This window comes from Streptomyces toyocaensis, assembly GCF_000725125.1.
Classification (GTDB): domain Bacteria; phylum Actinomycetota; class Actinomycetes; order Streptomycetales; family Streptomycetaceae; genus Streptomyces; species Streptomyces toyocaensis.
Map to the genome: position 1 here is coordinate 116,349 of NZ_JFCB01000010.1, position 13,597 is coordinate 129,945.

A 13,597-nucleotide genomic window follows, 5' to 3' on the forward strand; every position below is an offset into this window, starting at 1 on the left:
ACAGGAGCCGCCGGGTGACGGGAACGGACATGCGAAGCGAGACAGCGGACTCGGGACCCAGCGGCTACGCGGCGGCCCGGCTGCGCCTTCTCAACGAGCAGGCGCGGTCCGGGCCGCCGCGCCGTGCCGCTCTCGCGGACCTCACGGACCAGTGGCTCAGCGGACTGTTCACGGCAGGCACCGAAGGGGCGCGCGGAGTGTCCCTGGTCGCCGTGGGTGGCTACGGGCGCGCGGAGCTGTCCCCGCGCAGCGACCTCGACCTGCTCCTGCTGCACGACGGTGGCGACCCCCGTGAGGTCGCCGCCCTCGCGGACCGCCTCTGGTACCCCGTCTGGGACCTCGGCCTCGCCCTCGACCACTCCGTCCGCACCCCGGCCGAGGCCCGCCGGACCGCGGGCGAGGACCTCAAGGTCCAGCTCGGCCTGCTCGACGCCCGGCACATCGCCGGCGACCTCGGCCTCACCACCGCACTGCGCACGGCCGTGCTCGCCGACTGGCGCAACCAGGCGCCGAAACGGCTCCCCGCCCTGCGGGAGATGTGCGAGGAACGCGCCGGACGGCAGGGCGAACTGCAGTACCTCCTGGAGCCCGACCTCAAGGAGGCCCGCGGTGGCCTGCGCGACGCCACCGCCCTGCGCGCGGTGGCCGCCTCCTGGCTCGCCGACGCACCGCGCGAGGGCCTGGCCGACGCCCGCCGCCGGCTCCTCGACGTACGCGACGCCCTGCATCTGACGACCGGCCGGGCCACCGACCGGCTCGCGCTCCAGGAGCAGGACCAGGTCGCGGCCGAACTCGGTCTGCTCGACGCGGACGTGCTGCTGCGCCAGGTCTACGAGGCCGCGCGGGTCATCGCCTACGCCGGTGACGTCACCTGGCGCGAAGTGGGGCGCGTGCTGCGCTCCCGCGCGGTACGACCCCGGCTGCGCGCCATGCTCGGCGGCGGCAAACCGGTGCCCGGGCGCTCCCCTCTGGCCGAGGGCGTCGTGGAACAGGACGGCGAGGTGGTACTCGCCCGCGCCGCGCGCCCCGAACGCGACCTTGTGCTTCCCCTGCGCGCCGCGGCCGCCGCCGCCCAGGCCGGGCTCCCGCTCTCGCCGCACGCCGTACGGCGCATGGCGGCCGGCGCCCGCCCCCTGCCCACACCCTGGCCCGCCGAGGCGCGGGAACAACTGGTGACCCTGCTGGGCTCGGGTGGGCCCACGGTGCAGGTCTGGGAGGCGCTGGAGGCGGAGGGGCTGGTCAACAGCCTGCTCCCGGACTGGGAACGGGTCCGTTGCCGCCCCCAGCGCAACGCGGTCCACCTGTGGACCGTGGACCGGCACCTCATCGAGACCGCGGTGCGCGCCTCCGAGTTCACCCGGCGCGTGCACCGACCCGACCTGCTGCTGGTCGCCGCGCTGCTGCACGACATCGGCAAGGGCTGGCCCGGCGACCATGCGGTTACCGGCGAGGTCATCGCCCAGGACGTGGCCGCCCGCATCGGTTTCGACCATCAGGACGTCGCCGTGATCGCCACTCTCGTACGTCACCACCTCCTGCTCGTCGAGACCGCCACCCGGCGCGACCTGGAGGACCCCGCCACCGTGCGCGCGGTCGCGGAGGCCGTCCGCTCCCAGGGCACCCTCGACCTGCTGCACGCCCTCACGGAGGCGGACGCACTCGCCACCGGACCGGCGGCCTGGTCGTCGTGGCGCGCCTCGCTCGTGGCCGACCTGGTCGGGCGGGTCTCCGCCGTGCTGTCCGGAGACGTCCCGGCCGACCCCGCGGAGGCCTCGCCCACCGCGGAGCACGAGCGGCTCGCCCTCGAGGCCGTCGCCACGGGCGCGCCCGTCCTGTCCCTGCGGGCCAGGACGGAACCGGCCGCCGAACCCGCCGGCGACCCCGAGCCGCTGGGCGTGGAGCTGCTCATCGCCGTACCCGACCAGGTCGGCGTGCTGCCCGCGGCGGCCGGGGTGCTCGCCCTGCACCGGCTGACCGTGCGGACCGCCGAGCTGCGGGCCCTGGACCTCCCCGACGGGGTGGACGGCTCCGTGCTCCTGCTGGACTGGCGGGTCGCCGCGGAGTACGGCTCCCTGCCCCAGGCCACCCGGCTCCGCGCCGACCTCGTACGCGCCCTGGACGGCAGCCTCGACATCGCGGGCCGCCTCGCCGAGCGGGACGCCGCGTACCCCAGGCGGCGCGGCGTGGTCGCGCCCCCGCCGCGCGTGACGGTCGCCCCGGCCGCGTCCCGGCACGCCACGGTGATCGAGGTCCGCGCACACGACGCCCCCGGGCTGTTGTTCCGCATCGGGCGGGCGCTGGAGGACGCCGGCCTGCGCGTACGCAGCGCGCACGCCGGCACGCTGGGCGCGAACGCGGTCGACGCCTTCTACGTCACCGGCTCCGACGGCGCGCCGCTGCCCGCCGAGGAGGCCGTGGCGGTGGCCCGGAAACTGGAAGAGACGCTACGTGGGTGAGGACACTCCGGCGTCCCCCCGCGCCGGGATACCCTGGAGGGCGATTCCCCAGCCTGTCTCCGACTCCGAGGACCGACGCCGCCGTGTTCGATACTCTTTCCGATCGCCTTTCAGCGACCTTCAAGAACTTGCGCGGCAAGGGGCGCTTGAGCGAAGCGGACATCGACGCCACGGCGCGTGAGATCCGCATCGCCCTCCTTGAGGCGGACGTGGCCCTGCCGGTCGTCCGCACGTTCATCAAGAACGTCAAGGAGCGCGCGCTCGGTGCCGAGGTCTCCAAGGCGCTGAACCCCGCCCAGCAGGTGCTGAAGATCGTGAACGACGAGCTCGTCACGATCCTGGGCGGCGAGACCCGCCGGCTGCGCTTCGCCAAGCAGCCCCCCACCGTGATCATGCTGGCCGGTCTGCAGGGTGCCGGTAAGACCACCCTCGCGGGCAAGCTCGGCCGCTGGCTGAAGGAGCAGGGCCACTCGCCGGTGCTGGTCGCCGCCGACCTCCAGCGCCCGAACGCCGTCAACCAGCTGAGCGTCGTCGCCGAGCGCGCGGGCGTGGCCGTCTACGCGCCCGAGCCGGGCAACGGCGTGGGCGACCCGGTGAAGGTGGCCAAGGACTCCATCGAGTTCGCGCGGACCAAGGTCCACGACATCGTGATCGTGGACACCGCCGGCCGCCTGGGCATCGACCAGGAGATGATGCAGCAGGCCGCGGACATCCGCGACGCCGTCCGGCCCGACGAGATCCTGTTCGTCGTCGACGCGATGATCGGTCAGGACGCGGTCAACACCGCGGAGGCCTTCCGTGACGGCGTCGGCTTCGACGGCGTCGTGCTCTCCAAGCTCGACGGTGACGCGCGCGGTGGTGCGGCGCTGTCGATCCGGCAGATCACCGGCAAGCCGATCATGTTCGCGTCCAACGGTGAGAAGCTCGACGACTTCGACGCCTTCCACCCGGACCGGATGGCCTCCCGCATCCTCGACATGGGTGACCTGCTCACCCTGATCGAGCAGGCGGAGAAGACGTTCAGTCAGGAAGAGGCCGAGAAGATGGCCTCCAAGCTGGCGTCGAAGAAGGGCCAGGACTTCACCCTGGACGACTTCCTGGCCCAGATGGAGCAGGTCAGGAAGATGGGCAGCATCAGCAAGCTGCTCGGCATGCTGCCCGGCATGGGTCAGATCAAGGACCAGATCAACAACCTCGACGAGCGGGACGTCGACCGCACCGCCGCGATCATCAAGTCGATGACCCCGGCGGAGCGCCAGGAGCCGACGATCATCAACGGCTCGCGCCGGGCCCGTATCGCCAAGGGCTCCGGTGTCGACGTCAGCGCGGTGAAGAACCTGGTCGAGCGGTTCTTCGAGGCGCGGAAGATGATGTCCCGCATGGCTCAGGGCGGCGGCATGCCGGGGATGCCCGGGATGCCGGGCATGGGCGGCGGTCCCGGCCGGACGAAGAAGAAGCAGAAGCAGGCCAAGGGCAAGCAGCGCTCCGGCAACCCGATGAAGCGCAAGCAGCAGGAGCAGGAGGCCGCCGCGCGCCGTGCCGCCGCCGCGGAGGGCGGCGCCTTCGGTCTGCCGCAGCAGGGTGGCAAGGACTTCGAGCTGCCCGACGAGTTCAAGAAGTTCATGGGCTGAGGCCCTCGCCCGCGCCGCTGGGGCGTCCCTCCGTTTCGGAGGGGCGCCCCAGCGGCGTGTCTCAGGGGGTGCGCGCGACGAGGTACCGGAACACGTTCGGCATCCACACGGTTCCGTCGTGCCGCTGGTAGGGATGCAGGGCCTCCGCCAGCTCCTTGTCGACCTGCGCCTGGTCCGTGGCGGTGATCGCCGGGTCGAACAGGCCGGTCGACCTCAGGCCCCGCACCGCGCTGTCCGCGTCGGCGTAGCCGAAGGGGCAGGCCACCCGCCCGGAGCCGTCCGGCCGCAGTCCGGCCCGCTCGGCGACCCGCTCCAGGTCGTCGCGGTCGGTGGGGCGCCAGGTGCCCCCGCCGTGCAGCGGATCCGCGAGCTTTGCGGCCACTTGGAGCACGGACGCCGTGGCGCACCGCTCCGGCGGGCCCCAGCCGGCCAGCACCACGGCCGCCCCCCGGCCGGCGAGCGGTACCGCCTCGGCGAGCAGTTCGCCGAGCCACTCCGCGTCTCCCGCGAGGCAGCCGATCGGCTCGAACGCGGTCACCACGGTGTACGCGGACGCGTCCGCGCGGGCCGTGTCCGCCGGTGAGCCGTGCACGATCCTGGCGCCGGTACGCGCGTGTGCCTCCCGTTCGCCGGGCAGCAGCCGCTCCCGGGCGAGGGCCAGCCGGTCGGCGGAGGTGTCGACGCCGGTGATCGTGGCACCGCGCGAGGCCGCCATCAGCAGGGCCAGCCCGGACCCGCAGCCGAGACCGAGCAGTCGTGTCGCGGGACCCACGTCCAGTCGCTCGTAGACGGCCTCGTAGAGCGGTACGAGCATCCGCTCCTGGATCTCGGACCAGTCACGCGCGCGTGTACTCAGGTCCACGCGGGGGGAGGCCCCCGTGTGAGGCAGGTGCTGCCGCACGAGCGTAGGTGTCATAGGTAAGCGCCCCAATCAGCCGAGAGTTGCCGCAGTGCCCGTTTCCCTGGCCCCCGTGGCATGCGCCCGCACACCCCCCGTATGCCAGGAAACTCCGACCCCGACGTGTCGTCCAGTGGAATGCGGCGACGGCTTGGTAGTTGCTCGTGCCAGTGGCAAGAACTCAGGTGCGCGGGAGCGGGGCGGTGCGTGGGGCCGGTGGGGGACCCGGTAACGTCGGGTGCGTGGCGCTTCCGGTGGGGCCGGGCGCCGTGTCGCGAGAGCGGCCGAAACGCCCCTTGCGCACACCAGGACCCCCTGTGCACCGGAGCGCGCCGACCGAGTACGCGCCGAGCCGGAGGGCGGCAGGTGAGGGCCGCTTCCGAGGGTGGTGGCCGGAGACGGGTGGGCGTACGTCAGCCTACGCACCACCTTGAGGTGAGCTGCGAGGCTTCTCCGCAGATCAGCGCACCCGCCCTCGTCGGAGCGCATCAGCGGCAACTGACGGGTACGTGCAAATTATTTGGGATGCCCCGGAATCGGAACACACAGGTACCCGCGCTCGTTGTCATTACGTGAGCACGACACAGACACCACCTGTACTCGCCGCAGAGCTGGCACAGGCGTGGGCCGATATTCAGCGGTACCACCCCGAATTGCCCGATCTTGCCGCGCCCGAGTCCCTGATCGGGGAGTCGTCGTCCGCGTGCGGTCACGAGCTCTCCTTCGAACGGCTGCTGCACGAGGCAGTCCACGGCGTCGCCGCCGCGCGCGGCGTACGCGACACATCCCGAGCCGGCCGCTACCACAACCGCAGATTCCTCGCGATCGCCGAGGAACTGGGCCTGGACCACCCCGAGGAGCCGCATCCCAGCAGCGGTTTCTCGCTGGTCACGCTCACTCCCGAGGCGAAGCGCCGCTACCGCCCCACGACGGAACGGCTGCACCGGGCCCTGAAGGCCCACACCGCGGCGACGGCGGGCGACACCGCCCGCAGCTTCCGCGGGCCGGCCGCACGGCACGGTTCCTCGGGCGGCGGCGTGCGCGTCAAGGCCGTCTGCGACTGCGGCCGCAACGTCCGCGTCGTCCCCTCGGTCCTGGCCCAGGCCCCGATCGTCTGCGGCGGCTGCGGCAAGCCGTTCCGCATTCCGGAAGTAGCGGCGGCGAGCTGACCTCCCGGCACCTCGTGGGTGCCGGGACCTGCCCTGCCGTCGCGCCTCACAGCCGCCGGCCGCGCTGCCGTCGCGGCGGACGGTCGTGCCGCTGGAACGCGCGGGCCGCACCCGGCGTACGGTCACCGAGACGCCGGGTGCCGCTCACGCGTGCCCACGTCACACCCGCGGTGAGCGCGGCCGCCAGGGTGTGGCAGAATGGCCAGCTGTACTCGACAGCCGCACAGGACCCCTCTCTCCTCCGGCTGACGCGTCCGTCGGGCACTCGGGTACCGCAACCCCACGCGGCATTTCCGCCGTGCCCAACCACGTCAAATCCAGGAGAATCCACTCCCGTGGCAGTCAAGATCAAGCTGAAGCGTCTGGGCAAGATCCGTTCGCCTCACTACCGCATCGTCGTCGCCGACTCCCGTACCCGCCGTGACGGCCGGGCCATCGAGGAGATCGGCAAGTACCACCCGACGTACAACCCGTCGGTGATCGAGGTCGACGCCGAGCGCGTGGCGTACTGGCTCGGTGTCGGCGCCCAGCCGACGGAGCCCGTGCTCGCCATCCTGAAGAAGACCGGCGACTGGCAGAAGTTCAAGGGCGAGCCCGCCCCGGCTCCGCTGCTCCAGCAGGCCGAGAAGCCCGCCCGTCCGTCGTTCGAGGCGATCGGTGGCGACGACGAGGGCAAGGGTGAGGCGATCACCCAGAAGAAGAAGGCTGAGAAGAAGGACGAGGCCGCCGCCGAGTCCGCGTCGACCGAGGCCTGATCATGCTCGAGGAGGCTCTCGAGCACCTCGTGAAGGGCATCGTCGACAACCCTGACGATGTGCAGGTCGCCTCGCGCAACCTGCGTCGCGGACGCGTGCTCGAGGTCCGGGTCCACCCGGACGACCTCGGCAAGGTGATCGGCCGCAACGGCCGCACCGCACGCGCGCTGCGCACCGTCGTGGGCGCCATCGGCGGCCGCGGTGTCCGTGTCGACCTCGTCGACGTGGACCACGTCCGCTGACGCCAAACGCAGCACCGGCTCGGGCCGGGGAGGGCCACTGGGCCGTCCCCGGCCCGCAGTCGTCCGAGCCGTGAGCGGCTCGTCGCAGTTTCGACAGGAGATCAAGCACAGTGCAGCTGGTAGTCGCTCGCATCGGCCGCGCCCATGGCATCAAGGGCGAGGTCACCGTGGAGGTCCGCACCGACGAACCGGAGCTGAGGCTCGGACCCGGCGCCGTCCTGGCCACCGACCCCGCCTCCGTCGGGCCGCTGACCATCGAGACCGGCCGTGTGCACAGCGGCCGCCTCCTGCTGCGCTTCGAGGGCGTGCACGACCGCAACGGCGCCGAGGCGCTGCGCAACACCCTCCTCATCGCCGACGTCGACCCCGAGGAGCGGCCCGAGGACCCCGACGAGTACTACGACCACCAGCTGATGGACCTGGACGTGGTGACCGTGGACGGCACCGAGGTGGGCCGGATCACCGAGATCTCGCACCTGCCCACGCAGGACCTCTTCGTGGTCGAGCGCCCCGACGGCACGGAGGTGTACGTCCCGTTCGTCGAGGAGATCGTCACCGAGATCGACCTGGAGGAACAGCGGGCCGTCATCGACCCGCCGCCGGGGCTGATCGACGACCGCGCGGAGATCGCCTCCTCCAGGGACTCCGGGGACGAGGCGTGATGCGGCTCGACGTCGTCACCATCTTCCCCGAGTACCTGGAACCGCTGAACGTCTCCCTCGTGGGCAAGGCACGCGCGCGCGGGCAGCTCGACGTCCACGTGCACGACCTGCGCTCCTGGACCCACGACCGGCACCACACCGTCGACGACACCCCCTACGGCGGCGGCCCCGGCATGGTCATGAAGACCGAGCCGTGGGGGGACGCGCTGGACTCGGTCCTGGCGGACGGCTACGAGGCCGGCTCCCGCGGGCCGGCCCTGATCGTCCCCACCCCCAGCGGCCGTCCCTTCACCCAGGACCTGGCGGTCCACCTCTCCGAGCGTCCCTGGCTGATCTTCACCCCGGCCCGCTACGAGGGCATCGACCGCCGCGTCGTCGACGAGTACGCGACCCGGATGCCCGTGTACGAGGTGTCCATCGGCGACTACGTCCTGGCCGGTGGCGAGGCGGCCGTCCTCGTCGTCACGGAGGCCGTGGCCAGGCTGCTCCCCGGCGTCCTCGGCAACGCCGAATCGCACCGCGACGACTCCTTCGCCCCCGGCGCCATGGCCGGCCTCCTGGAGGGCCCCGTCTACACCAAGCCGCCCTCCTGGCGCGACCGCGGCATCCCGGACGTACTGCTCAGCGGCCACCACGGGAAGATCGCCCGCTGGCGGCGCGACGAGGCCCTGCGCCGCACCACGGCCCACCGGCCCGACCTCATCGAGCGCTGCGATCCCAAGGCCGTCGACAAGAAGGACCGCGAGATGCTGTCCATCCTGGGCTGGGAACCGGACCCCGCGGGAGAGCCGTACGGCCGATTTTGGCGCAGGACGGGCGGCGTGGAAGAATAGGCCGCTGTTGTGCGTCGTCCGGCGTGCGCCCCTGCCGCAGGGGGACACGACGCCCGCCCGCATCGCACCTCCGTGATCCGTCACTCCAGTTGCCGTTGATGACCTGCGGCATCAGCGAAGAAAGCAGACGACATGTCTCACCTCCTCGACTCCGTCGACTCCGCGTCGCTGCGCAGCGACGTCCCGGCGTTCCGCCCCGGCGACACCGTCAACGTCCACGTGCGCGTCATCGAGGGCAACCGCTCCCGTGTGCAGCAGTTCAAGGGCGTGGTGATCCGCCGCCAGGGTGCCGGCGTCCGCGAGACCTTCACGGTCCGCAAGGTCTCCTTCTCCGTCGGCGTCGAGCGCACCTTCCCGGTGCACACCCCGATCGTGGAGAAGATCGAGCTCGTCACCAGGGGTGACGTCCGCCGCGCCAAGCTGTACTACCTGCGCGAGCTGCGCGGCAAGGCGGCGAAGATCAAGGAGAAGCGCGAGAACTGAGCGCTTTACCGGAGCCACACCGGGGCCGGATAACATCTGGCCCCGATGGACACCGAAGCACAGCCGACGGAGCGCGACCGTTCCTCCCTCCCGGCCGGACCCGAGAACAGCTCGGGGACGCCGGGGCCGGAGGGACGGTCGCGCTCCGCGTTGGTGCCGCGCATCACGCAGTGGCTCCCTGGCGGGCGCATTACCCTGACCCTGCTGCTCTGTCTGCTGTTCCTGCTGGCCGTCAACATCTTCGTGGCGCGGCCGTTCGAGATTCCGAGTGGGTCGATGGAGCGCGGATTGAGGGACGGGGACCGCGTTCTCGTAAACAAGTTGGCGTACCGCTTCGGCGACGGGCCGGGCCGCGGCGATGTGATTGTGTTCGACGGCACCGGGTATTTCGGTGAGGCCGACTACATCAAACGGGTCGTCGGAGTGGGCGGGGACCACGTGGTCTGCTGTGACGGGGAGGGGATGATCCGGGTGAACGGCCGTTCGGTCGACGAGTCGGGTTTCCTGTTCCCCGGTGACAGGCCCTCCACGGTGCCGTTCGACGTCGTCGTGCCCGACGGCCGGCTGTTCGTCCTCGGCGACCACCGCAGCAACTCCAGCGACTCCCGCGACCACCTCGGTTCGCCCGGCGGAGGCATGATCCCCGTGGACGAGGTCATCGGCCGCGCGGACGGGATCGTGTGGCCGCCGGCCCGCGCCACCCGGCTGCACCGGCCCGACGCCTACGTGCGGGTGCCCGCCCGGGAGGCGGGCGCGGCCCGTCCGGCGGGGGGCGCTCATGGGTAATCGCGGCAAACCCCGCGGTGTCCCGGAGAGCCCCGCGGAGAACCTGCTGCCCACCGGTTCCCGCCGCGCGGCGGCTGCGGGCTCCGGGCGTAGCCGGGCCGAGCGGCGCAAGCTCCAGCGCAAGGTCAAGCGGCGCCGCCGGCGGAGCGCGGTCAAGGAGATCCCCCTCCTCGTCGGCGTGGCCGTACTGATCGCGCTGGTGCTCAAGACGTTCCTCGTACAGGCCTTCGTCATCCCCTCCGGCTCCATGGAGCAGACGATCCAGATCGGCGACCGGGTGCTCGTCGACAAGCTCACCCCGTGGTTCGGTTCCAGGCCGCAGCGCGGGGACGTCGTCGTGTTCAAGGACCCCGGCGGCTGGCTCCGGGACGAGCGGACCACCCCGAAGGAGGAAGACCCCGTCGGGGTCAAGCAGATCAAGGAAGGGCTCACCTTCATCGGACTGCTGCCGTCCGAGAACGAGAAGGACCTCATCAAGCGGGTCGTCGGCGTCGGCGGCGACCGGGTCCAGTGTTGTGACCAGCAGGGCCGGGTCACCGTCAACGGCGTGCCCCTGGACGAGGACTACCTCTATCCGGGCAACGCCCCGTCCAGGACCCCGTTCGACATCACCGTGCCCGAGGGGCGGTTGTGGGTGATGGGCGACCACCGGGCGAACTCGGCCGATTCCCGTTTCCACCAGGACACCGCCTACCAGGGCACCGTCTCCGAGGACGAGGTGGTGGGCCGGGCGATGGTCATCGCCTGGCCGTTCGGACACTGGAGCACCCTGGAGGAACCCACCACCTACGCCTCCGTGTCGGACTCCGCGCCGGGGTCGACCGCTGCCGCGCCGCTGTCGCATAGGGTTGCCCCGGACGATCCCAACGGAATGGTCCAGCTCCCGACCCCTGCGGAACTCCCGCTCGTTATGGGAGTGGTGGGCCTGCGCCGGGCATGGCGCGGGCGGCGGCAGAGAGTGAGGAGTTGGCGTGGGGGATGCGGCGGTTGGCGCACGGTCCGGGCGCGAGGGCGAGGAGCACCGCGGACGTCCCGCGGACGCGGCCTGTCCGGCGGCGGACGACTCCGTGACCTCCGGGGAACACCCCTCGGCGGGTGGCGGCGACGGGCCCGGGGACGGGCAGCCCCCCACGGAGCAGGGCGGCTCGGGCGACGGCACCCCCCGGGCGAAGCAGCCTCGCTCCTTCTGGAAGGAACTGCCCATCCTGATCGGTATCGCGCTGGTACTGGCGCTGCTGATCAAGACGTTCCTGGTGCAGGCGTTCTCCATCCCCTCCGACTCGATGCAGAACACCCTCCAGCAGGGTGACCGGGTCCTGGTCGACAAGCTCACCCCCTGGTTCGGCTCCGAGCCCGAGCGTGGCGAGGTCGTCGTCTTCCACGACCCCGACAACTGGCTGGCGGGTGAGCCCACTCCCGATCCGAACCCCTTGCAGAAGGTCTTGAGCTGGATCGGCCTGATGCCCTCCGCGGAGGAGAAGGACCTGATCAAGCGGGTCGTCGGCGTCGGCGGCGACACGATCGAGTGCAAGGGCACCGGCCCGCTGAAGGTCAACGGCAAGGCGCTGAACGAGCCGTACGTGTATCCCGGCAACACCCCGTGCAGCCAGGACGACCAGGGCGGCCAGTTCAAGGTGAAGGTCCCCGAGGGGCACATCTGGGTCATGGGCGACCACCGCCAGAACTCGCGGGACTCGCGCTACAACCAGGCCGACAGCAACGACGGGTTCGTCCCCGTGGACAAGGTCGTCGGCCGTGCCGTCGTCATCGCCTGGCCGGTCAACCGCTGGACCAACCTGCCCGTCCCGGACACCTTCGACCAGCCCGGCCTGGGCAGCTCGTCGTCCGCCGCGGCCTTGTCGGCCGCCCCGCAGGGGCTCGCGCTCGTGGGCGCGGTGCCGCTGGTGCTCTGGCGGCGCCGCCGGTAGGGCGACGGAACGGGCCGCCAGGAGGGCTGACCGCGTCCGGTACTCCCGGGTAGGGTGCGCCCCATGAGTGGTCAGAGCACGACGCGTACGGTCCCCGGCGGCAGCGGCCCGGGCGGCGTCCGGGCCGGCGGCCGGACCGGTCAGCGTCTGTCCGGACTGGCCGTGGCCCTGGGCATGGTGCTGTTCCTCGGCGGGTTCGTCTGGGGTGCGGTGGTGTACCGGCCGTACACCGTGCCCACCACCTCGATGGCACCGACGATCGGCGCCGGCGACCGGGTGCTGGCCCAGCGCGTCGACGGCGGCGACGTCCGCCGCGGTGACGTCGTCGTCTTCACCGACACCACGTGGTCGGACGCCCCCATGGTGAAGCGGGTGGTCGCCGTCGGTGGTGACAAGGTCTCCTGCTGCCGGGACGGCAGGCTCGAGGTGAACGGCAAGGAGATCGACGAACCGTACCTCTCCGGGGACACGGTGGCGGAGTTCGCCGCCTTCCCCGAGGTGACCGTGCCGAAGGGTCGGCTGTTCCTGCTCGGTGACGAGCGTTCCGGGTCCATCGACTCCTCGGCCCACCTGACCGACGCCGCGAGCGGCACCGTCTCCCGCGGCGCCGTCCAGGCCCGGGTCGACGCCGTGGTCTGGCCGATGGACGGCATGCTGGAGACGCCCACCGGCTTCCGGCAGCTCGGGGCGCTCTCCTCACCCGGCCCGCTGCGGCTCGTCACCGGCGCGGTGATCGCCGGCGCCGTCCTGGTGCTCGGCGGGGCCGCGTACGGTCCCCTCGCCAAACGGGCCGGCACCTCCCGCGCGAACGCGGGGACCGCCGGTGTCCGCTGAACCGCTTCCGGCGGCCGAGGGCTCCTGTGCGGGCGGGCTGCGCCGGGTCGCGCGGGTCGTGCTGCTCGACCCCCGGGACCGCATCCTCCTGCTGCACGGCCACGAACCGGACGACCCCGCGGACGACTGGTGGTTCACGCCCGGCGGCGGTGTCGAGGGTGAGGAGACCCGGGAACAGGCCGCGCTCAGGGAGCTCGCCGAGGAGACCGGGATCACGGAGGTCGAGCTGGGGCCCGTGCTCTGGCGGCGCAGGTGCTCCTTCCCGTTCGCGGGGCGCCGCTGGGATCAGGACGAGTGGTACTACCTGGCCCGCACCTCCCAGACGGTCACCGCGGCGACGGCGCTGACCGAGCTGGAGCGGCGCAGCGTCGCCGGAGCGCGCTGGTGGACGTGCCCGGAACTCGCCCGGGCCCATGAGACGGTGTATCCGACGAGACTCGCCGAGCTGCTGCGGACACTGCTCGACGAGGGTCCTCCCGCCGGACCCGTGACCCTGGACACCGAAATCGTCCAGTGACCCCCGGGACTGGCGCACAATGGTGGGATCGCACGGCTGAAGGGGAACATGCCATGAGCGCCGAGGACCTCGAGAAGTACGAGACCGAGATGGAGCTGAAGCTCTACCGGGAGTACCGCGATGTCGTCGGTCTGTTCAAATACGTGATTGAGACCGAGCGACGTTTCTACCTGACCAACGACTACGAGATGCAGGTGCACTCGGTCCAGGGTGAAGTGTTCTTCGAGGTCTCCATGGCGGACGCCTGGGTCTGGGACATGTACCGGCCGGCCAGATTCGTGAAGCAGGTGCGCGTCCTGACGTTCAAGGACGTGAACATCGAGGAGCTCAACAAGAGCGATCTGGAGCTCCCGAGCGGATGACGGGCGTGCACTCGCACGGGTGACGGCGTTGTCCACAACCG

The 13,597-nt window shown here is 71.7% G+C and carries 14 protein-coding genes and 1 pseudogene; 14 read left to right on the forward strand and 1 reads right to left on the reverse strand.

The window, feature by feature from the left end; translation table 11 throughout:
• The first annotated feature begins 14 nt into the window (after window positions 1-14).
• On the forward strand, window positions 15-2,456 hold the full coding sequence (locus BU52_RS13785; RefSeq protein WP_037933302.1) for a [protein-PII] uridylyltransferase: 2,442 nt from the start codon (window positions 15-17) through the stop codon (window positions 2,454-2,456).
• Window positions 2,457-2,539: 83 nt separating this feature from the next.
• Window positions 2,540-4,087, forward strand: a complete 1,548-nt coding sequence (gene ffh / locus BU52_RS13790; RefSeq protein ID WP_037933308.1) for a signal recognition particle protein — start codon at window positions 2,540-2,542, stop codon at window positions 4,085-4,087.
• A gap of 61 nt (window positions 4,088-4,148) precedes the next feature.
• On the opposite strand, the gene BU52_RS13795 is transcribed toward ffh, so the two are convergent.
• Window positions 4,149-5,003 carry a methyltransferase domain-containing protein gene (locus BU52_RS13795; RefSeq protein ID WP_078903221.1) on the reverse strand — a complete coding sequence of 285 codons (855 nt, stop codon included), beginning with the start codon at window positions 5,001-5,003 and terminating at the stop codon, window positions 4,149-4,151.
• A 554-nt stretch (window positions 5,004-5,557) separates the two neighbouring features.
• Here BU52_RS13795 and BU52_RS13800 point away from each other — a divergent pair.
• The 12 genes and pseudogenes from BU52_RS13800 to BU52_RS13850 all read left to right on the forward strand — a co-directional run bounded on the left by BU52_RS13800 (window position 5,558) and on the right by BU52_RS13850 (window position 13,556).
• A complete protein-coding gene (locus BU52_RS13800; RefSeq protein ID WP_037933313.1) occupies window positions 5,558-6,154 on the forward strand; it encodes a hypothetical protein in 597 nt (198 codons plus the stop codon).
• 335 nt (window positions 6,155-6,489) lie between these two features.
• The gene (gene rpsP / locus BU52_RS13805; protein WP_037933314.1) at window positions 6,490-6,909 is read left to right on the forward strand and encodes a 30S ribosomal protein S16; all 420 of its coding nucleotides are present in this window, start codon (window positions 6,490-6,492) and stop codon (window positions 6,907-6,909) included.
• A 2-nt stretch (window positions 6,910-6,911) separates the two neighbouring features.
• Window positions 6,912-7,151 (forward strand): RNA-binding protein, encoded by a 240-nt coding sequence (locus BU52_RS13810; protein WP_003973401.1) that lies wholly within the window; start codon window positions 6,912-6,914, stop codon window positions 7,149-7,151.
• 110 nt (window positions 7,152-7,261) lie between these two features.
• Entirely contained in the window at window positions 7,262-7,813 is a 552-nt protein-coding gene (gene rimM, locus BU52_RS13815) for a ribosome maturation factor RimM (protein WP_037933316.1), read from the forward strand.
• The gene (gene trmD, locus BU52_RS13820; RefSeq protein WP_037933318.1) at window positions 7,813-8,646 is read left to right on the forward strand and encodes a tRNA (guanosine(37)-N1)-methyltransferase TrmD; all 834 of its coding nucleotides are present in this window, start codon (window positions 7,813-7,815) and stop codon (window positions 8,644-8,646) included. The genes rimM and trmD overlap by 1 nt, the downstream gene beginning before the upstream one ends.
• 132 nt (window positions 8,647-8,778) lie before the next feature.
• Window positions 8,779-9,129 (forward strand): 50S ribosomal protein L19, encoded by a 351-nt coding sequence (gene rplS / locus BU52_RS13825; RefSeq protein WP_004924850.1) that lies wholly within the window; start codon window positions 8,779-8,781, stop codon window positions 9,127-9,129.
• A 45-nt stretch (window positions 9,130-9,174) separates the two neighbouring features.
• The gene (gene lepB / locus BU52_RS13830; protein WP_037933320.1) at window positions 9,175-9,915 is read left to right on the forward strand and encodes a signal peptidase I; all 741 of its coding nucleotides are present in this window, start codon (window positions 9,175-9,177) and stop codon (window positions 9,913-9,915) included.
• Window positions 9,908-10,993: pseudogene (lepB, locus tag BU52_RS33510) on the forward strand (signal peptidase I); the annotation flags it as partial. The gene lepB (BU52_RS13830) and the pseudogene lepB (BU52_RS33510), both read left to right, overlap by 8 nt.
• Window positions 10,887-11,843 (forward strand): signal peptidase I, encoded by a 957-nt coding sequence (gene lepB, locus BU52_RS13835; RefSeq protein ID WP_037933324.1) that lies wholly within the window; start codon window positions 10,887-10,889, stop codon window positions 11,841-11,843. The pseudogene lepB (BU52_RS33510) and the gene lepB (BU52_RS13835), both read left to right, overlap by 107 nt.
• Window positions 11,844-11,906: 63 nt before the next feature.
• Window positions 11,907-12,677, forward strand: a complete 771-nt coding sequence (gene lepB / locus BU52_RS13840; protein ID WP_037933327.1) for a signal peptidase I — start codon at window positions 11,907-11,909, stop codon at window positions 12,675-12,677.
• A complete protein-coding gene (locus BU52_RS13845) occupies window positions 12,667-13,194 on the forward strand; it encodes an NUDIX hydrolase (RefSeq protein WP_037933328.1) in 528 nt (175 codons plus the stop codon). The genes lepB (BU52_RS13840) and BU52_RS13845 overlap by 11 nt, the downstream gene beginning before the upstream one ends.
• Before the next feature lie 53 nt (window positions 13,195-13,247).
• The gene (locus BU52_RS13850) at window positions 13,248-13,556 is read left to right on the forward strand and encodes a DUF2469 domain-containing protein (RefSeq protein WP_003993268.1); all 309 of its coding nucleotides are present in this window, start codon (window positions 13,248-13,250) and stop codon (window positions 13,554-13,556) included.
• The last annotated feature ends 41 nt before the right edge of the window (window positions 13,557-13,597 follow it).